This window comes from Enterobacter sp. HNDS-6 (assembly GCF_039850505.1).
Lineage (GTDB): Bacteria > Pseudomonadota > Gammaproteobacteria > Enterobacterales > Enterobacteriaceae > Enterobacter > Enterobacter kobei.
Genome location: NZ_CP156673.1, coordinates 2,578,317 through 2,597,764 on the forward strand (window position 1 = coordinate 2,578,317; position 19,448 = coordinate 2,597,764).

General features: G+C 54.8%; 22 protein-coding genes. 4 read left to right on the forward strand and 18 right to left on the reverse strand.

All coding sequences use genetic code 11. The features are described from left to right. Positions 1-166 precede the first annotated feature (166 nt). Both hpaR and tsr read left to right on the forward strand, forming a co-directional pair. Complete coding sequence (gene hpaR, locus ABFI50_RS12055; RefSeq protein ID WP_014882419.1) at positions 167-607, forward strand: homoprotocatechuate degradation operon regulator HpaR; 441 nt, start codon at positions 167-169, stop codon at positions 605-607. An 83-nt stretch (positions 608-690) separates the two neighbouring features. Beyond that, positions 691-2,355, forward strand: a complete 1,665-nt coding sequence (gene tsr / locus ABFI50_RS12060; protein ID WP_014882420.1) for a methyl-accepting chemotaxis protein — start codon at positions 691-693, stop codon at positions 2,353-2,355. 92 nt (positions 2,356-2,447) lie between these two features. On the opposite strand, the gene ABFI50_RS12065 is transcribed toward tsr, so the two are convergent. The 18 genes from ABFI50_RS12065 to ABFI50_RS12150 form a co-directional block, all read right to left on the reverse strand. Continuing rightward, on the reverse strand, positions 2,448-2,954 hold the full coding sequence (locus ABFI50_RS12065) for a GNAT family N-acetyltransferase (RefSeq protein ID WP_045134357.1): 507 nt from the start codon (positions 2,952-2,954) through the stop codon (positions 2,448-2,450). Between the two features lie 29 nt (positions 2,955-2,983). Continuing rightward, entirely contained in the window at positions 2,984-3,457 is a 474-nt protein-coding gene (locus ABFI50_RS12070; protein WP_347484134.1) for a hypothetical protein, read from the reverse strand. Position 3,458: 1 nt separating this feature from the next. After that, the gene (locus ABFI50_RS12075; protein WP_032637566.1) at positions 3,459-4,199 is read right to left on the reverse strand and encodes a winged helix-turn-helix domain-containing protein; all 741 of its coding nucleotides are present in this window, start codon (positions 4,197-4,199) and stop codon (positions 3,459-3,461) included. Positions 4,200-4,326: 127 nt separating this feature from the next. Continuing rightward, positions 4,327-5,283 carry a spore coat protein U domain-containing protein gene (locus ABFI50_RS12080; protein WP_347484137.1) on the reverse strand — a complete coding sequence of 319 codons (957 nt, stop codon included), beginning with the start codon at positions 5,281-5,283 and terminating at the stop codon, positions 4,327-4,329. Further along, positions 5,274-7,553: a fimbria/pilus outer membrane usher protein gene (locus tag ABFI50_RS12085; protein ID WP_347484139.1), complete on the reverse strand. Its 2,280-nt coding sequence runs from the start codon at positions 7,551-7,553 to the stop codon at positions 5,274-5,276. The genes ABFI50_RS12080 and ABFI50_RS12085 overlap by 10 nt, the downstream gene beginning before the upstream one ends. After that, the gene (locus ABFI50_RS12090) at positions 7,474-8,250 is read right to left on the reverse strand and encodes a fimbria/pilus periplasmic chaperone (protein ID WP_347484140.1); all 777 of its coding nucleotides are present in this window, start codon (positions 8,248-8,250) and stop codon (positions 7,474-7,476) included. The genes ABFI50_RS12085 and ABFI50_RS12090 overlap by 80 nt, the downstream gene beginning before the upstream one ends. A gap of 2 nt (positions 8,251-8,252) precedes the next feature. Then, on the reverse strand, positions 8,253-8,750 hold the full coding sequence (locus ABFI50_RS12095) for a spore coat protein U domain-containing protein (RefSeq protein ID WP_014882427.1): 498 nt from the start codon (positions 8,748-8,750) through the stop codon (positions 8,253-8,255). Between the two features lie 32 nt (positions 8,751-8,782). Beyond that, complete coding sequence (locus ABFI50_RS12100; protein ID WP_023338995.1) at positions 8,783-9,325, reverse strand: LuxR C-terminal-related transcriptional regulator; 543 nt, start codon at positions 9,323-9,325, stop codon at positions 8,783-8,785. Continuing rightward, on the reverse strand, positions 9,322-9,960 hold the full coding sequence (locus tag ABFI50_RS12105; protein ID WP_023338996.1) for an EAL domain-containing protein: 639 nt from the start codon (positions 9,958-9,960) through the stop codon (positions 9,322-9,324). Before ABFI50_RS12105 ends, ABFI50_RS12100 begins: the two co-directional genes overlap by 4 nt. 180 nt (positions 9,961-10,140) lie before the next feature. After that, a complete protein-coding gene (opgB, locus tag ABFI50_RS12110; RefSeq protein WP_014882430.1) occupies positions 10,141-12,432 on the reverse strand; it encodes a phosphatidylglycerol--membrane-oligosaccharide glycerophosphotransferase in 2,292 nt (763 codons plus the stop codon). 270 nt (positions 12,433-12,702) lie between these two features. After that, positions 12,703-13,185 carry a DUF2501 domain-containing protein gene (locus ABFI50_RS12115; RefSeq protein ID WP_014882431.1) on the reverse strand — a complete coding sequence of 161 codons (483 nt, stop codon included), beginning with the start codon at positions 13,183-13,185 and terminating at the stop codon, positions 12,703-12,705. Positions 13,186-13,269: 84 nt separating this feature from the next. After that, a complete protein-coding gene (gene dnaC, locus ABFI50_RS12120; RefSeq protein WP_014882432.1) occupies positions 13,270-14,007 on the reverse strand; it encodes a DNA replication protein DnaC in 738 nt (245 codons plus the stop codon). Beyond that, the gene (dnaT, locus tag ABFI50_RS12125; RefSeq protein ID WP_023338998.1) at positions 14,004-14,549 is read right to left on the reverse strand and encodes a primosomal protein DnaT; all 546 of its coding nucleotides are present in this window, start codon (positions 14,547-14,549) and stop codon (positions 14,004-14,006) included. The genes dnaC and dnaT overlap by 4 nt, the downstream gene beginning before the upstream one ends. Positions 14,550-14,697: 148 nt before the next feature. Next, complete coding sequence (locus ABFI50_RS12130) at positions 14,698-15,126, reverse strand: organic hydroperoxide resistance protein (protein WP_023331961.1); 429 nt, start codon at positions 15,124-15,126, stop codon at positions 14,698-14,700. Between the two features lie 84 nt (positions 15,127-15,210). Then, entirely contained in the window at positions 15,211-15,663 is a 453-nt protein-coding gene (locus ABFI50_RS12135) for a MarR family transcriptional regulator (protein ID WP_014882434.1), read from the reverse strand. Between the two features lie 41 nt (positions 15,664-15,704). Beyond that, entirely contained in the window at positions 15,705-16,346 is a 642-nt protein-coding gene (locus tag ABFI50_RS12140) for a TetR family transcriptional regulator (RefSeq protein WP_023331963.1), read from the reverse strand. A 67-nt stretch (positions 16,347-16,413) separates the two neighbouring features. After that, positions 16,414-16,887: a threonine/serine exporter gene (locus ABFI50_RS12145; protein ID WP_014882436.1), complete on the reverse strand. Its 474-nt coding sequence runs from the start codon at positions 16,885-16,887 to the stop codon at positions 16,414-16,416. Beyond that, a complete protein-coding gene (locus tag ABFI50_RS12150) occupies positions 16,878-17,654 on the reverse strand; it encodes a threonine/serine exporter ThrE family protein (RefSeq protein ID WP_014882437.1) in 777 nt (258 codons plus the stop codon). The genes ABFI50_RS12145 and ABFI50_RS12150 overlap by 10 nt, the downstream gene beginning before the upstream one ends. A 410-nt stretch (positions 17,655-18,064) precedes the next feature. On the opposite strand from ABFI50_RS12150, the gene ABFI50_RS12155 reads away from it, so the two are divergent. Together ABFI50_RS12155 and bglJ are read left to right on the forward strand one after the other, a co-directional pair. Continuing rightward, the gene (locus tag ABFI50_RS12155; protein WP_023331965.1) at positions 18,065-18,802 is read left to right on the forward strand and encodes a LuxR C-terminal-related transcriptional regulator; all 738 of its coding nucleotides are present in this window, start codon (positions 18,065-18,067) and stop codon (positions 18,800-18,802) included. Then, positions 18,799-19,434: a DNA-binding transcriptional activator BglJ gene (gene bglJ / locus ABFI50_RS12160; RefSeq protein WP_014882439.1), complete on the forward strand. Its 636-nt coding sequence runs from the start codon at positions 18,799-18,801 to the stop codon at positions 19,432-19,434. Before ABFI50_RS12155 ends, bglJ begins: the two co-directional genes overlap by 4 nt. Positions 19,435-19,448: the final 14 nt, after the last annotated feature.

Genomic DNA, 19,448 nt, shown 5'->3' on the forward strand with positions numbered 1-19,448 from the left:
TGTGATATGAATAACAATAAATTTACATATTGATTTTTATTTTGATTAAAATCAGTCTGTTAACAAAATTGGCGGGTTTCTGTTAGACTTTTTGGCAGAAAACGTATTGTTTATAAAAACATCTTTTATAAATTGTTTACTTGTTAATGAAGGGCGGGGAGAGGCTATGCATGATTCATTAACCATCGCGCTGCTGCAGGCGCGGGAAGCGGCGATGTCGTACTTCCGACCCATTGTGAAGCGACATAACCTGACCGAGCAGCAGTGGCGGATTGTGCGCGTGCTGGCGGAACATCCGTCGATGGATTTTCACGATCTGGCGTTTCGCACCTGTATTTTGCGTCCCAGCCTGACCGGCATTCTGACGCGCATGGAGCGCGACGGCCTGGTGCTGCGCTTAAAGCCAGTGAACGACCAGCGCAAGCTGTACGTGTCGCTGACCAAAGAGGGCAATGCGCTGTATGAGCACGCCCAGGCACAGGTGGAAGAGGCATACCAGCAGATTGAGGCGGAATACACGCCGGAGAAGATGAAACAGCTGACGACGCTGCTGGAAGAGTTTATTGAACTCGGAAACCGGCATAACGCAGCGCGGGAAGAAGAGTAAAAACCACAAATTCCAGGATGATTTTCGTAAAGTTTTCCCTTTCCAGGCCGAAAATTCTGTATCTGTCTGAGGAAAGAGAAAACATGTTAAACCGTATCAAGATTGTCACCAGTTTAATGCTGGTTTTAGCTATATTTGGCCTGTTACAACTCACATCCGGTGGTCTTTTCTTCAATGCCCTTAAGCATGACAAAGAGAATTTCACCGTCCTGCAAACCATTCGCCAGCAACAATCCACGCTGAATGCCAGCTGGGTGGCGTTGCTGCAAACCCGTAATACCCTGAACCGCGCGGGTATTCGCTACATGATGGATCAGAGCAATATCGGCAGCGGTGCGACCGTTAACGATCTGATGCAAATCGCGTCCACGTCGCTGAAGCAGGCGGAAAAAAACTGGGCCGCCTATGAGGCCCTGCCGCGCGATCCGCGTCAAAGCGACGCGGATGCCATGGAGATCAAGCGTAACTACGATATCTACCACGGTGCGCTGGCGGAGCTGATTCAGCTGCTGGGTGCGGGCAAAATCAACGCCTTCTTCGATCAGCCGACCCAGAGCTACCAGGATGGTTTTGAGAAGCAGTATGTCAGCTACCTGCAGCAGAACGACAAGCTGTATCAAATGGCGGTTGAAGACAGCAAGAGCTCCTTCAGCCAGGCCATCTGGGTGTTGATTAGCGTGCTGCTTGCCGTGCTGGTGGTGATCGTGGCCGTCTGGCTGGGTATCAAGCAGGCGCTGATTTCGCCGCTGACGCGCCTCATCGACAACATTCGCCATATCGCCAGCGGCGATCTGGTGAAGCGCATTGAAGTGGAGGGTTCCAACGAGATGGGCGAACTGGCCGATTCTCTGCGTCATATGCAGAGTGAGCTGGTACGGACCGTTGGCGACGTGCGTAATGGCGCGAATGCTATCTACAGCGGCGCGAGCGAAATCGCGATGGGCAATAACGACCTCTCTTCCCGTACAGAACAGCAGGCTGCGTCCCTGGAAGAGACTGCTGCCAGCATGGAGCAGCTGACGGCGACCGTGAAGCAGAACGCCGAAAACGCCCGTCAGGCGAGCCATCTGGCGCTGAGCGCGTCCGAGACCGCGCAGAAAGGCGGTAAAGTGGTGGACAACGTGGTGCAGACCATGCGCGATATCGCCGGTAGTTCGCAGAAGATCGCCGACATTATTAGCGTGATCGACGGGATTGCTTTCCAGACCAACATCCTGGCACTGAACGCGGCGGTAGAAGCGGCGCGCGCAGGCGAGCAGGGCCGTGGTTTTGCGGTGGTGGCAGGTGAGGTGCGTAACCTGGCCCAGCGTAGCGCCCAGGCAGCACGTGAAATCAAGAGCCTGATTGAAGACTCTGTGGGTCGCGTGGAAGTGGGTTCAACGCTGGTAGAAAGCGCCGGTGAAACCATGGGCGAGATCGTGAATGCGGTAACCCGCGTTACGGATATCATGGGCGAAATCGCCTCGGCTTCTGACGAGCAGAGCCGCGGTATCGACCAGGTGGGTCTGGCGGTCGCCGAGATGGATCGCGTGACCCAGCAGAACGCCTCGCTGGTGGAAGAGTCTGCCGCAGCGGCGGCGGCGCTGGAAGAGCAGGCGAGCCGCCTGACCCAGGCTGTCGCGGTGTTCCGCATTCAGCAGGAGCAGATGAAAGCGCGCGAGTTCGCTTCGGCGAAAAGCGTTGCTACCCCGGTGATGTCGCGTAAAGCGGCAACCGCTGATGCGGGGGATAACTGGGAAACGTTCTGATCGTGCGTGTTGTGCCGGGTGTCGGCTATGCCTTACCCGGCCTACGGTTCAGGGTTTTGTAGGCCCGGTCAGCGCAGCGCCACCGGGCGATATCAAAGCGGCAGACGCATGGCGCAGCGGGAGTCAAACGCTAAGCCGTGCGCTGTCTCATCTTCCCTTTTCTGACGCAGTTCAGGCGTGAGTTCAGTGACGTAGTCAAACCCCAGCCGCGCATAGAACGGCGCATTCCACGGTACGTCGCGGAATGTCGTCAACGTCAGCGACGACAGCCCCCCTTCACGGGCATGGTCAGCCACAGCGTTAATGAGCTGCCGACCAATCCCCTTTCCCTGCCAGTCCAGATGCACCGAAAGTTCGACAATAAACAGCGATGTCGCGTGCGCCTCTGCGAGGATAAACCCAACGGGATGGTCGTTCGCCAGCGCCAGCCAGCTTAGCCCCCGTTCGGCATAGTTGAGATGCTCTTCAGTTGAAATCACCTCACCCCCGGCAAGCCAGGCGAGAGGGGGGATTTCACGAAAACGCTCGCCCGCCGCGCGTTCAATGGCGGGCAGGGTGGCAGCATCGCTGAAGGTGGTAGGGCGAATGCGAATGTTCATGGCGGGAAGTATAGCCTGACCCGTCGGTATTATTCTGTGCAGACCAGCACCGGCGAGTAAAAATTGCTGATAACCAGTGCATCATGCGGCGTGCGCTCTATCGCCAGGAGCCTTTTTTTCCCCTGGGTCAGGCCCGCGACGTATTTCTCAAATACGCCCGGCGGCATGGCGTCATGGCCAAAACGCTCCACTTTTTGAATAACGATCTCATACAGTTCCCCTTCCACGTGGCGCCATTTAAACATCTCCTGACGGGATACTTCCCAGTGGTTTGGGGCATTCTCCACGTTACCGTTTAGCGTGATGTACCCGGTTTTGTTGGGGTGAAACTGCATGATGACCTCCCCGTCAAACGTGAAATCGTGGCTGTCACGTTTGTCGGAGAAGGTCAGATATCCATTGCAGGCCACCGACAGCGGTGGCGTGTAGAAATACCACGCCAGTGCAGCGCCGGTAATCATCAGGTTAAGGGCCAGAATGAGCCAGATTTTTGTGTGTTTCATATCACCACTCGTAATAGTAAAGCGTACGACAGGCGCTCGCTTGCCCCTGCGTGAGCGAGCATTGGGAGAGCACCAGTCGTCCCTCGTGGCCGTAGAAAAGCGTTCGCTGAATGTGCATATAGAAAATTGAATTTTCCAGGCACGGAAGGTGACCGTCCTGCTGAAGGCTTTGCGCCAGCGCAGCCGCCCGCTCGTGAAACACATCCGCCAGCGGCGTAAAGGTATAGACCGGACAGTTCCCGATATGGGTCAACAGATGAATGTCCTTCTGCCGGGTTTCGGGTTTGATAGCCGTTATCCAAAGGCACAGCGCAACGACCGCCAGCGTAAGCGCGCCCCAGAGCAGCCGCTCCGGTCGGGCGGGTACTGCAGTTTTCGCCGTTTCGGCGGCCGGTGTTTCTTCCTCCAGGGCTGTTACCGTGACGTCTGCGCTGAGCATAAAGCCCGTCCTGGGGACGGTGACGATAAACAGCACGTCGGGAAGCAGGCTGGCCAGCATTTTGCGCAAGATGCTGATGTACTGGTTTAACGAATTGTTAGACCCCTGGAGCCCACGCCGATCCCAGACGTCATGCAGGAAGGTCTCCCGCTCGACCACGTTCCCATGATGCTGCACCAGCAGCTTCATAATGCTATTGGCTGTGCAGGTGAGGATCTGCGCATCCTCAGGCGGCACATTGATAAGAGAAACAGAACCGTCCTCGTCGTTGTAGACGATGGCGTCAGCAAGCAGGTATTTCATAAGTTGTTGTAAAAGAGACAGAGATAACGAATAAAAAAGAGAAGGTTTACGCCTTGTATGCAGAGCTGGTGGCTATTTTAACGCCATTGTTACCGATAACATTGATCCAGACAGGATTTTGGTCTGTTTAATAAGTCAGCGTGATTATCACGTCATCAATAAATTCCCCTGTACCGCTCAGGGGCTGAGCGGGGACTTCCCCGTAAACGGTGAAGTTTTGGGTGCCGCCAGCGGGATGGGTGACATGCAGCGCATCGCCGCTGTGCAGATCGCCCCAGCTTTGCGTGGCACCCGCATCCTGCCAGAGCCCGTAGCGCAGGCACTGACCCTCATCGTTACACAGCTGCCGCTGATTCCCGATGGCATGGTTGCCGTTGCCCATGTCAAGCGTAAACGCTGTACCGGCCGGACAGCGCGTGGTAAGGGTTGCGGTGGAACGCGTCGGGCGCAGCGTGGCGGTACTGTTCAGGGTGCCGAAGTTAAGCGGGGTGACGCGTTCTATGTAGCAGCCCTGGCTGATTTCGGCCTGCGCATTGGTACCGCCCTGCACCTGCTCCCCCTCCGCAGAGCCATCCGAGCAGTTTTGCAGTGCATCCTGACGGCTAGCGCTGTGCCAGGCGATGCGCAGATTCATGTTGTAGTTGTAATAGTGGTACGCCGGAAGTTGGTTTTGCCCTGCCGGGACGGTGGCGATAAGCGGAAAGCTCCCGCTGATGTTGGCATTGCTGTCGGCGGTCAGAGTCTGCTGAATGAGCTCCCCGCTGCTGACGGGACCGAGTTCCTGAGCGCGTGCGTCGCCGTTAAGCAGGCGGAAAAGCAGGGTGTACTGTTTACCCTCCGAATCTCCCGGTGAGACCATCTGAAAGGGCGGTGCGTCGATACTGCTCAGACAGACGTTGATATATTCCGTCGTGCCGTTGTTGTCAGCCTGACAGCTAAATTTAACTTCGGTGTTGGTCGACGCGGCATTGCCCGCCACGACATTGCCAAAGTTGATGACGGCAGGTGATGTTATCCAGCATGCGGCGGCCATCGCCTTCACGGACATCGCAAGCAGCAACAAGAACGGTGCTCTTAATGACACAGTTGTTCTCCAATATTCTGTATGGGTGACGCAGTACGGGGGGCCGGAAGCCTGACCCGGCACTCTCCCTCACCGGTTTTTACCACCAGTTCACCCGGCAGAGGCGGGTCTTCAAGCCAGATAAAACCGTCACGCCCCACAATGGTGGCACCGCGTGGCGTTGAGACAATGCTGCCGAGCGGGAGCGGATTATGGTGGCTGTCCACCAGTCGGGCCTGAACTGTGACGGCGTGATGGACGTTAAAATCGACTTTTACCGCGCCGCCGTTGCCCGGTCTGGCCTGCATGTCGGTGACGGGGGCAATCACGTCGGCAGGCAGATCCAGCGGATTGATGCTGACTTTGCTGGCGTGGTAACGCGGCAGGTCGGTCAGCAGCAGATACCCTTTCTCGTCGGTTTCGCCTGCCGGGCGGTTTTCCAGCATCACCGGCACATGTCCGACACCGTGCGTGGAGACCAGCGCCAGGCTTTGTTGGCTGTAGCGCAGCGTGTGCAGGCTGCCATCCAGCAGCGTCAGGCTACCCTCGGCTGAGGCATAGTTAGCGCCCTGCGCCATCCCGACGTGCCACTCACCTGCGTGGCCCAGATAGCCCACGTCCGCATAGGTTTCCCGGTGCTCGCCAAAGCCTCGCCCCAGCTGCCATGACCAGCCGCCGACCTGATCGTCCGGCTGATGGCGATAATCCATGCGCGGCATATCGCGGCTGGCCTGAACGGAGAGGGTATCCTCACGCCCTAACGGGATCGAAAGCATCAGCTGAACGTGGCTCGACGCATCCGTAAACGAGCGGGTGTAGCTCAGCGTGGTGGAAATATGTGCCGGCAGCGAGGCGGACCAGGAGGCGTTGAGATAGCGTTGTTTGGTGCCCTGAATGTTTTGCTGTACCCAGCCCGCACCGAAGGTACCTGAATGGGGTATCGACTGGCTGACCCAAACGCTATCGCTGCGTCTGACGGGGAGGGTACCGCTCATGCGGGCGTTATCGGCAAATGTGGCATCGGTACGAACGGTACTGGCAGAGATCCCCGTCCCGCGACCGTTCCATTGCCAGCCAAGGCCCCACTGTTTTCCCTGACCGTAGGGGCTGTCGCTGATGGCGACATGCTGGCTGATAATCCCTGTCCCGGGCGAGATCAGCCAGTCGACCCCTGTCCCGACATTGCGCAGTTTACTCTGCTGCTCCGTGTGCAGCGCCAGCGTCAGCTGGTTATTCACCCCGTAGCGCCACCCTGCGTCGAGCATGGGCGAGGCGGCATAGTCATTGGATCGCAGGGCGTAGTTTTGTCGCATCCAGCCGATATCCAGCGAGCCGCTGCTGAGTCCTTCCGCCAGCATCCCCGGCGCACCGTAGAGATCGAGCTGTACGGTACGACGCTGACCGTTGATGTCGGTAATGACCACCTGCGCCTGCCCGCTTCCGGTAAATGAGGGCAGGGTATCCAGCAGAAAATCGCCCGGCGTGACGCGCTGGCTGCTCTGCTTAAGCCCGTCGATGTAGAGATCGACCGTAGAAGGCAGAACCGCCGTGTCGCTGTAACGGCTACGCGGTTCGGTGTTGAGCTGCGGATTGAGCTCAAAATTACGCGCCCAGTGCAGCCCGCCAAAGCGTACCTGTCGGCTCCAGCGGGAGCCCGTGGTGATGTTGTCGCCCAGCGCCAGGCTGGTGAGCGAGTCTGTGTTGTCCCACTGCCAGCGGGTTTCAAGGCGTGTGTGGCGGGGCCGACCTGCGCTGTTTTCCTCACCGGCATGGCTCGAAAAGCTGCTGCTGAACGTTCCGGGAAGCGCCCCGGATGCGGTGAGCGACGTTTGCGCGTTAAGCTGGCGTTTCCCCTCTGCGCCGCTGCCATAAAGCGCATACCCCAGCGTCAACACGCTGATGGGCTGCGCCTCAGGATAGCGATACTGCGGCGTCGGCCTCCCGACAGACAGATGCTGTTGGCCCTCAAGCGCCTTTGCGTCGGCGGTAATGGAGACCTGCTGACCATGCAAATCGAGACTGACTTTCAGACCCGGCAGGGACGTCAGCGCGACCCACTCGTTGGCGTTATCCGGGGCGCGAAGCCCCAGTTTTTTGAGGTCGCGGTGGTCCATCCACAGCGCATCTCCCACTACCCGGCAGGCCCACAGATCCCCGCGCGGGTCGTGGTTCACGGTGATTGCCAGCCATTGCAGGGTATCGGCGGCGGGTTCAGTCCGGGCTGACAGCATCAGCGGTAGCCAAAACAGGAGCGCGAGAAGCAAGCGGGCGCAGGGGTATCTGGCTGGCATTGTGGTCGTCATTGAGATAGGCGCGCAACGCGCTGAACGTGTAGCGCGAAGTGTGCTTAAGCGTTATAAGCGCGGTCTGTCCCGGCAGAACATAACCCGCCAGCCCTTTCAACGACCCGACGACCTGACCGGCGGCCGTCAGGGCCTGCAGGTGGCTCAGGCGGATATGGCTGTTTCCGGCGTTATAGCAGCGGATCGTTCCCGGGGTGTCCGCCTGTTCGCAGCTCAGGGCATCGCGGCTGACGGGCATATTCTGGTTTCCGGCAATGAAGACAGGAATAGAGTAGCGAAGCAGAAAGTGTATCGCGTTGGGATTGGCCGCACGGGACGTTGCATCCGGTAGCTCATCAATGACCAGCCGGTAACTTTGCTCCTGTTCACGGATCCCTGGCTGCATCACGATTATGCGCACCAGCTGCTGCTGGCCCGGCGCCAGTGAGGTCATCGCCGGGCTGCTGACCACCTCGTCGGTGGCCGTTAATACATCTTTACCGTTTTGCTGGGTCCATTCGTAAACCCGTATCTGCGCATGGATGGCCGATTTACCGCTGTTAGTGAGGTAGACCGCCGAGGCGCTTTGCCCGCTCTGGAGGTCGAGCGTCACTGGGGCCACCTGAAGCGTGGCGGCCATCGCGTAGCGTGACAGCAGCGCCAGCATCATGAACCACAGAATGAAGCAGGGGAGAAAACGACGCATGATCAATACACCAGATTCAACGTGACATCATCGCTATAGGCGCCAGCCTGCGCGGTCGTCAGGGCACCTGCGTCAATCACGCCATACAGCGTCTCTTGCTGTTCCATGCCGTTGCCGGTGTCGGTGAGTCCATCGGTGCTGGTAATTTGCGTCTGTTTGCCCTCATCGGCAAAAAGTTTCCAGGCAATCTTCTGTGCGCCCGTTTCACCGTTTTCTGGCTTCAGCCAGAAGGTGCCGTTGTCACTGCTATCGTTGCTGGTAGCAGAGAGCGTGAACGGCGTCCCGTTGGTACAGACGATATCGACCTGCGTTTTGGCTTGAATTTCGCTTGATTCGTCCGAGCCGTGGCGCGAGAAATTGAGGTCGTTGGCTTTGAGCGTGCAGGACTTCACCACCTCAAGTGAAACGTGCATCGTCGCGCTTGTGGTGCTGTCTGCGGCGATTGCAGCAGCAGGAAGCAGGAGAACGGAACAACATACAACAACAGGGATAATTCTCATGATCGTATTTCCTGACGTGAATAACAGTGCAATTACAAAGAAGAGGGGAGCGCGTCCAGCAGGCAGAGTTTTTGATGGAATTCCGCCAGGTTCTGGCAGCAAAATTTGTTCATCGCGTTACGTTTGTGGGTGTAGATCGTTTTAGGTGACTTATTAAGGATTTGCGCAATACGTATCGGGCTGAATCCTTTATGGAACAGCATGCAAACCCGCATCTCCTGACAGGTGAGCGTGGCGGTATTCTCGAAAGAGAAGCTTGTGTCGCTAAAACAGTGGCTTAGCTGCGCGAGAGACACATTGTCCGCAACCACTCTGACCCGCGCGTTGTGTAGCCAGGCGTTAATGTCGTTGACCCGGGCCGCGTCCGTCAATAACAGCCAGTTTCCCCCGACGTGCGTATTGAGCAGCAGTGTCTGCAGACGCATAAGCCCTTGTGGATTAACGTTGTTAATCCAGTACACCTCAGGACGGGGTGATACGGCTGTCGACAGGATCGAATTCAGGCCAAGCCATAAAAAAGCGTTGCTGCTCAGAACGATAACCTGATAGCCGGCATTTGCGATGAAAGGCGTCATTTTAGACCCCACAGATAACCCTGGCCGTAATCGGCCGCGCTCGCCCGGGCCAGTGCGAAATCGCCCGCCGTTTCGATGCCTTCAATAAGGACTTTACTGGCGACACGCTTACATTGACGGGTGAGATGCAGAAACTTCGCCTGCTCTGTGCGCCCGCTCCAGAAAGTATGTTTGTCAATTTTGACGCCACAGAAGCGGATCTGGCTGGCAAGCAGTTCGGGAAGAATGGCTTCACAGACATCATCAGCCCACACTTCAATTCCCCAAAGATGAAGTGTCGCAATGCAGTTCCGCAGGGCCCGGCTTTGCGTATCATCGAGTTGTACCATCGTATGGAGATCGGTCACTTCGATAGCAAGCCTCTCCGGACAGGGTGTTGCTTCTTTTAGCCTGTCGAGGAAGTCCGTTTCCAGCAGCAAATCCGATGTCGCGTTGAGATAATATTTGTCGCCCTCTTCGCAAAACATGGCATGGCGAAGCTGCGCAAAGAAAAGTTGTTTACGCTGCGTCGAAGGCATGGCGTCAAAATAGTCTTCGAGATTGACGTGGGGTTTTGCCGTGGACAATACCTCCCAGGCAATCACATGTTCACTGCGCAGTGCCCGGATGGATTCGAACTTATAGCCGGTTAACATGATAAAAGTGTGTCACTCTCCGTCGTTACTTTAGGAGTTACACATTTTATAGAATGGTGTTTTTGCGGGATATTTATAAATAAAAATGACTTATATATGGTGTTTTTATCTGATTTATAATCAATTTATAGGTTTATTTATTTTTATAAGCACCCGGCAGGGACGCCGGGTGCTCAGGCATTAACCTTGTCTGCTGACAATTTTGATTTCGACCATGCCAATCCCGAGCTCGCGCGGTGAGTGGCCAAGAATATTTCCTTCATTGGTGGACTGCGGGTCTGGCGGCACAATCACCAGGGTATTGCTGCGCGATGGGTTGGCAAAATGCAGAGTGTGCGTGCTGACATCATTCCCAAGCGTCAGCGTCTGCTCCTCATCGCCCACGCGCACCGGCACTGGCTTATTCGCGTTAGGTCCATACGCTCTGGCTGTGATCACCAGGTCAAATTGCTCCGGCAGGGGATGGGTGTACTCAATTTTCACTTCGTTACCCAACTGCGCGTTTGACCAGCGTCCCCACGACTCCGGACGAGAGATGCCGCTAAACTGCTTCACTTCTTCAGGCGCGCCGGCCACGTTGAAGATGAAGCTGTCTGCTTTATAGCGAATGTCGTTGTCGACGATTTTCAGCATGTCGATGTTGTGCTGATAGCGTGTGGTATCAATCACCGTATCTTTAAAGGCGGTTTTGCCTTTCCACTGGGCTTTGTCCACATGCTGCACGGTTTGCTCCCCGCCAAGCTGCCCCTGAGAGACGCACCAGTCGGTCGACAGCGCCAGCGGCTGTGACCAGAGCTGACCCATTTTGTAACACCTGTCGATCCAGACAAAGTTATCGCGTGGGGCGAAATCGGCCAGCTGGAAACGCAGCGGTGCGGAATATTCACTTTCCGGTAGCGGTTCAACGCGACTGTCCGACACCCGTACCAGCAGCGGCAGACGGAAGTTACTGCCAGAGAAGGCAATCGTGTTTTTCTCCCGATCGATGGTGAAGTCTTTCATCTCTTTCGGGAAGTTCCACAGCCGGATGATGTCGGGCTTCCAGGCGAGGATTTTCTCCTTCATGTTGAGGAACACTTCCGACAGGGATTGCCCGGACAGCGTGCTGCGACCCAGGCCAATAAAGTTGTCGCCGCCCAGAATGTCCAGCACGGTTGCGCCGTTATCCATGGAGTTGCGTTTGGTGGCGATCACCTCTTGTTGCGGCTGGTCGCCGCGCAGAACGAAGAACAGGTTGCTGCGATCCTGCTTGTTGAGCTGATCCCAGGCGCTGTTTTTCATCGCCAGATGGTCAGACGAGACGACGATGACGGTGTTTTTAAAATACGGCGAGGCTTTGATTTTCTCGACCAGCGCGGCGATATGCTCCTGGCTACAGGTCACGGCGCTGAAGGAGGCGTTGCTTTTGCCGTCCACGTCATAGCGTTTGCGTTTACAGGTGCGCGAGACGAAACCATCCGGATGGTGCGTATCTACCGTCAGCGCGAAGAGGGAAAAACGCTTCCCGGCGCGGGAAAGCGCCTCGAATTTCTTCCAGGTTTCGTCCAGTACCGTATCGTCATAGAAACCCCAGTCGTTGCGGTAGGTCGGGTCGGCAACCGTCGTCTTTAACTCTTCTGAGCCGTACAGGTGATCAAAACCGTGGGATTTCAGGAACACATCTTTTCCGGCAAAGCGCAGGTTTGCACCCTGCACGAAGTAGTTTTCGTAACCGGAATTTTTCAGTATATCGCCCAGGCAAATATTCTGCGGGAAGAACGTCGACATCGAGGCTGAAGCGTTACCTTCAAAAGGTGCGAACAGCGGGATACCGCACTGGGAAGCCACCATCCCGGCGATAGTGTAATCCGTGCCGGGCAACTGCATGGTGTGGCTGAAATCGAGACCTTCATCTTTCAGCGCCCCCAGGTCCGGGGTCAGGTTTGGGAACGCAGTGTTGTCGAAGTAGGTGCGCTCCAGGCTTTCACCGTAGATATAGACCAGGTTGAGTTTCGGGTTGGCGATCGTTTTCGATGGCTCTTTGTAGTACGCCACGAAGTCTGGATCGCCGTCACGCGACTGAGATTTCACCAGTTCGGTGATCTGATGAAACGCCGGGCTGGCATCGACGGAGGCTAACGCCAGGAAAAGCGCCAGCAGGCTGTAACCATGATGGTGAGGAAGATGACGACGGCGACGCAGCACCCAGGCGAGTGCGCCAAAAATGGTTACCAGCGCCACAACCAGGCCCAGCCCCGGAAGAATGTACTTGCCCACTCCCGCGCCCGTCAGGCTGTTCGTCAGGGTATAAAGTACCGCATCGTTGATCCCGTCACCGGTGAAGTAATCGCTGGCGTATAAGGTAATGTTTAAAATAATAAAAAAGCCGAGTACGACCAGTGTGGCGATAAACCACCAGGTGTTACGGCCGGCTTTCCAGGCATAAACGCCCACAGAAGCCAGAAAAAGGACAAGAGACATGAATTCTGACAACAGCATATCCTCATGACGCCAGGTGCTTCGCTGGCTAACTGTTTATTTTTTGGGTTATACAATGTAATGGCGATGTCGTTTAGCTGCAATTTTAGTGTCACGAAAGTGTGCTGTTGTTAGGATTTGGTTTAGAAAATCGTTTTTATGAAGAAGGTCGCATCCTGACAAACGGACGCTGAGACGGTGGCAGGTTGGAAAAACGCTCGTTTCACGCCGCGATGCAAGACTATCGCATTAAACGCGGCGTGTTGTGGCAGAAAATGGGGGAAATCAGGAGATGAAATTAACGCCTTGTTTCAACACCAGATCGCAGGCTTTGGTTTTCACCTGTTTCGCCAGAGAAGAGTTGCCGAGGGTGCTCAGGTTAAGTTGCTGACCGTTTTGTGCGTTAAGCAGACCCTGAATGCCATCCATATAGCTGGTATCCGCTTTTTGCTCCTGAGTATCGAGACCCAGTTTACCCAGCACCTGGTTTTTCACGTTTTGCGCGTCGGTCACCGAGGCCAGTTTTTGCTTCGCGCAATATTCCAGAATCCCCGCCGCGTTGTTCATCGTGCCCGCGCTCAGGCTTTGGGAGCTGTTGCTTAGCAGGCTGGTGAGGGAAGAGGCGGAGAGCCCACCCTGAGTGCTGCTGCTCTCTTTGGTCAGCTCGTTTGCTGCGCTTGAGAGGGACTCCTGCCAGGACGCCGCTTGCGCTGCGCCGGTAACCAGCAGCGCGCCTAAAAAGGTGCTGATAAGGATCTGTTTTTTCATAATGGCTTTCTCAAAAAGGTCCGTTTTGGGCCGGAAGGGGTTCCATTATATACCTGTGTCCCGCTGGCGATTCCTGGAACTGTCTTAATACTCTTTGCCGGTAACGCGGCTGCGGTAACTGTCCCAGTCGAAGATGACATACAGACTGTTACCCAGCTTCATACGGTCCATGACGCGTTCACCCAGTAAGCGGGTCATCTCGTCGATGTTGTGGTTTGTGAGCATGCCGGTGGGGCGTTTGGAGGAAGAACGGCGATCGACAATCTGATTGATGATGACCTTTTCATAACGGGATTCCGTCTGAACGCCAATCTCGTCGATGACCAGTAAATCGACATTACTCAGATCGTTAAGCAGCTGTTCTTCGCTGGTTTCGCGGTTGCTAAAGGTGTCTTTCATGGCGGACATGATATCGGCCACGGTGATAATGAGCACCGATTTACCGCGCAGAAGCAGTTCGTTACAGATGGCCGCGGCAAGATGGTTCTTCCCGGTGCCCGGTTTACCGCTAAAAATGAAGCTGGCGATATTACCGTCAAATTCATCCACGTACTGACGTGCGGCGGCGAGCGCGTTCATCTGCCCGCTGGTTTCAACTTTATAGTTATCAAACGAGCAGTTCTGATGCAGAGGGCGAATACCGGAGCGGTTAAACGTGCGCTGCATTTTCATCGCCCGGTTTTCGCGGGCGAGCGCGGCGGCACGGATTTTTCCTTGCTCTTTTTGCCACGCCAGCAGTTCTTCCCCCGTCGTGAAAGCGGGCTTCACGTTAGCTGGCATCATTTTTTGCAGACGTTTCATCAGGTCACCGACGTTCTTCATTTCGCACCTCGGAATCCACTGGGGATCTGTTTATCCGGTTCTGAAAACGCGTTGATATCGCGTTTTGGCTGGCCATTATTGCTGGCGCGGGTAATCTGCAGATGACGCGCGAGCTTTTGCTGCCACTGAATATGGGTGAAAACTTTACCCTCTGCCTGCCACCAGGCCGTAAAGGCGGCGAGCTCTTCCGCGGTGGCCGGTTGGGTTAACGCAATGCCCCACAGCGCGGCCTGCCGTTGAAAATCGGCGTCGGGCTGCCAGCCCGCATACAGGGCAAATTTGCCCATCGGAACGGTCACCGGGGCGTTAACCGGTTCATCAAACAACTGGTTATCCAGCGTGACATCGCTCACCGGGCGGGACAATTGCGCTTCAGTCTCCAGAAGCTGTGCCAGACGTTCCGGCGTGATTGCGTAAAACGCCGGCGCGTTGTCGGCAAAAACCGCAACCGTGCCGCCTTCGGCGTGAGTCAACACACCGCGTGGGTCGCGCATAAAGGCATCAATGCCAGCAATGCTGGTGGTCAGAATTCTGGAGGACATAACGCTTACTCTACTGATAACGACGGGCGTGATAAGGGCTTATGGTAGCACAGAGAGGGGGAAGGGAAGGAGGGGATTTCCCCGGTGGCGCTGCGCGTACCGGGGCTACAGTCATAGGCCTGATAAGCACAGCGCCATCAGGCATTTATCACGCGATGATATTCAGGGTCACATCGATGTTGCCGCGGGTCGCGTTAGAGTAAGGGCAAACAATGTGCGCCGCATCGACCAGTTTTTTGGCTTCCGCCTGATCCATCCCTTCAACGTGGATGTTCAGTTTTGCTTCGATACCAAAACCGGTTGGCAACGGACCAATACCCACTTCACCTTCAATAAAGGCTTCTTTAGGCAGGGCAAATTTGTCGCGAGCCGCGACAAACTTCATTGCGCCCAGGAAGCAGGCGGAGTAGCCAGCAGCAAACAGCTGCTCAGGGTTAGTCACTTCACCCCCCATGCCGCCCATCTCTTTTGGCACGCCCAGTTTGACATCCAGAACGCCATCGGAAGAGGTCGCGCGGCCGTCACGGCCCCCGGTGGCTTTTGCTTTGGCGGTATAAACAACTTTTTCTAAAGACATGGCAGGTTCCTCATCTTACTTTTATGTGTGCTATTAAATAGCGTGCGATATACATGGGTAAATAAATACGCGTAAAGTATAGCGTCACGCGCGTTGAATCTGTTGTCGCAAAACTTCCAGCTGCTGCTTGAGCGACAGCATGGTCTCGGTATCACACTGTGCCGCGCATCCCACCGCATGAGGGATCCCTGCGGCCTGCTGCTGTAGGTGACGTCCTGCATCAGTCAGGGTGACAGCGACCTGACGTTCGTCTTTACGCGAGCGGTGACGGTTGATGAGACCGGCGCTTTCCAGACGCTTCAGCAGCGGCGTCAGCGTTGCGGAATCAAGGAACAGCCGTTCACCGATGTCTGATACCGTCACGTCATCCTGCTCCCACAGCACCAGCATCACCAGATATTGCGGGTAAGTCAGGTTTAGCGGTGCCAGCAACTGCCGGTACAGCTTGTTAAGCGCCAGATTTGCCGAATAGAGGGCAAAGCAGAGCTGGTTATCCAGCAGGAGCGCAGCGGTCGTGTCGTTCGTTTTCGCGTTCATGAGATGAATATAGATAGTGTGCGATTTAATTGCAAGCAATTTTATGGGCAGGTATATCGCAGCGCCACCTGAACGGCCATTTTACGGTAGTGCTGGCGCTGAGCCCGCTCGTCGGCACCCTCTTCAAACAGCAGAGTGAAGGTGTAGCTGTTGGCGACGTAGTGAAAGCTGAAGCTGCTTATCAGGCGGTGGAGATCGCGGGCGTCAACCGTCTGGCTGAACAGCAGTTTCTCTTTGCCGCGACGCAGGATCTCTTCCAGCAGGTCGAGCGCGCTGCGGTTAACCTGGCGCAGATAATTCGACTGCTGCATAAAGCGGCCACGCTGCATGTTTTCCATGCAGATGATACGGATGTAATCCGGATGGTCAGCATGATAGTCAAAGGTGGTTTCAACCAGGTGGACCAGCGCTTCGACGGGGGGCATATCCGCCAGGCTAAGCGCTTTTTCGCTGGCGCGAATTTCGGTGTAAACGTGTTCCAGCACCAGCAGATAAAGATTTTCTTTATTCTTAAAATGGTAAACCACCATGCGTTTGGTGGTGCCCGCTTTCTCCGCGATCTGCTCCATGCGGGCGCCGTTCAGTCCGTATTCGGCAAACAGCGCAATAGCGCTCTGAAAAATTTTCTCTTTCAGGCTGGACTCTTCGTTGTGCTCGGGGTGTTCGCTGCCAGGGTTAGCCACATCCTTTCCTTATTTTCACCAAACGGACCAGAAAGATTATCTCCACGGCAGCGAAATAACACAAATATCAAACGCGCGGGCGTTTGCGGTACAGCCACAATCCGGGGATCGACAGCCCGATAGAGAGCGCACCGACAATGGACGACGCTTTAAGAAAGTTGCTCAGAAGAAGGATCATCTGCGGCTCGGTGTAGCCAAAATGGCTGATTTTCACCGCCGAAATCATTGCCGTATACGCCGATATGCCAGGAAACATTGGGATCACGGCGGCGACGGTGAAGACTTTAGGATGCGCCAGATACCAGCGCGACCATTGAATGCCGATGCTACCGACCAGCATAGAGGCCATAAATGTCGACCATTCGATATTAAAACCCGCCGCCATCATGGCCATTCGCGAGCCGTGACCAATCGCCCCCAACAGCGCACACCACGGCAGAGCACGTTGCGGAACGTTAAAGACCATCGCAAAGCCGACGGCAGGAATGGCGGCCAGGATCATATCCTGTGCCAGTGCCAGCAGAAAATCTATCACGCCCATCCGCGTAACCCCCAGAGAGTCATAGCCATGACCACGCCGATACAGGTTGCCAGCGTCAGCAGGCTGGCGATGGCCCAGCGTGCCAGACCGGTATTAATGTGCCCTTTAAACATATCGGCGACGGCGTTGATTAACGGAAAGCCCGGCACCAGCAAAAGCACGCTGGCCGCCATGGCAATCGTCGGAGTGTTGGCGAGCTGCGGCAGGCGCAGCAGCAGGCCTGAAACGGTAGTGGCGACAAACGCGGTAATGCAGAAGTTAATTTGCGGGTGCAACTGCCGATGGGTCAGCAACTGGCGTACATACATGGCGATACTGCTGGCGAAAAAGGTGACCAGTGCGCCATCCCAGCCGCCTTTATTGAGCTTACAAAAACAGGCGCATGAGAGCCCGACCATCAGCACGACAAGCCAGCGCGGATAACGTAACGGTTTGATTTGGTTGAACCGTTTTTCAATCTCTTTGAGATCGAGAAGCTTATGCTCCGCAAGGATGACGATATGCTGCACTTCGGTCACAACGTGCATGTTAATGCCACGGTCCTGGTTTTTACGGGTGGAGGTCAGGCACTGACCGTCCTTGATCGTGGTCAGCACAATGGCGTTGGAAGAGATGGCGCTTTCCACGCTGTCCATCCCCAGCGCCAGCCCCAGCCGGGTTGAAAGTTCCTCAACCAGCGCGCTTTCCGCGCCGTGCTGGAGCAGAAAAAGACCGCACTGAATACAGAGCCGCGTGATAGCACGCTGCGTTGACCGTTCTGCCTGCATGTCGTGTCCTGAAGAGAAGGTGAAGAGTAGCCGCGTGGCCCGTAGTGCCTACTTTTAGCACAAAATGCAGTGGCAGTTGCTGTGGGTCAGATCAAGGTTTATGCAAACAGTTGCAGCCTGGCTGACGAAAGACGTTTGGATCAATTTATCAATTCGGTGAATTATTGGTTTGGAAATATAGAATATTTGTATTTAGTTATTCTAATTTTATATTGTCGATATTTTAATGATTGTCGAATTAAATTTATTGTCGCTTTGTGAGATATTAGTGCAGTTTTAGGCATTTCTTAAACTTAAAACATTTCTCATCTTCTGCTTGTATTAATCAGTTTTACACTCAGGGACGAAAATACGTATAACTTGATGCGTTTTAACGTTACTTATCAAATGAAAATGGACACGGAGGGTCTATGTTGTCATTGCACGGTAAGCATGGCGTTGTCATTAGCCGGATACCCGTAATGCAAAATGGGTTAGGGGATGTGGTGACACGTCATTTTCCCGATTTTGAATTGACCTATTGCCGCTCACTGCAGGAGTTGACCCTGCTTCAGTTACGCCGCGCAGATGTGATTATTGCCGATGTTTCAGGCGAATACAGGAACCCGCGGGGTGCGCTCGAAGAGTATTACCGCTTATTGAATCAGTACAGGGATATCCACTGGATCTTTTTGGTTTCCCGGCCATTTTATCCTATTGCCGTTGAGCTGCTTATGCGCCCGGAAACCACGTTGCTTTCTGATATGGAACCTATCGAAGGTGTCGTGAACGCTATCCGGGCAGGAAGTGAACGCGCAGAGCGGATTAGCCAGACGTTATTAACTCCCGAATCTCAGGAAGGCGAAGAGGAAGACGAACACGTCATTGCGCTTACAAATTCTGAGCGCAAGGTACTTCGTCTGTTAGGTAAAGGGTGGGGGATTAACCAAATCGCTACGTTGCTTAAGAAGAGCAATAAAACGATCAGTGCGCAGAAAAACAGTGCGATGCGAAGGCTGTCATTACGGAGTAATGCCGATATGTACGCCTGGATCAACAGTACACAGGGAATGAGAGAGCTGAATCTCATGTCAGCCTATGGAGAGTTCGAGGAATGGAAAAAACCGATTCAACACGACATATCGCCATCATCGAAAATTGCACGATGAGTGCCATTGGGCTGCAGCATCTTTTTGCGCAGTCCGAACTCAGTCAATATCAGCTGCACCTGTTCAATGATTTCGATGGCTTTAAGAAGGCGCTTTATCACGTTAATTTTTTCTCGCTGATCTATTCCCTTTCCGATGCGCGAGAAGCACGTCGCAACTGCTTGGCACATCTGAGGGATCTCGCGTTTACGCATAGCCATATTCAGCGCATTATACTGGTATCTGATGAGATGGAGGCGCGGCTGATTAGCCATCTTTCCCCTTCTCGTCTTCATGGTGTGGTCAGTAAATCAGTGACGCTTGAACACCTGCGGAAAGAATTCATGGTGCTATTGAGCGAAACGCTGCGCATAAACGACAATATGCTTAATCACTGGTACTGCAGCCAGAACCGGATGTTAAGCCCGACGGAGAGGGCAATATTGCGTTATATGTCGTGCGGCTATTCCATCCCAGAAATCGCGGCGCAGCTTAAGCGCAATATCAAGACTATCCGCGCACATAAGTTTAATGCGATGGTGAAGCTGGGGGTGAATTCTGACGTTGGGTTGCTCGATGCCGCGGATATTCTTACGCATTTGCCGGTAAGAGAAACGCGTAGTGTGGGGTTAAACAAACCGACATTTTTGTAACCTGCCTTTTGCGC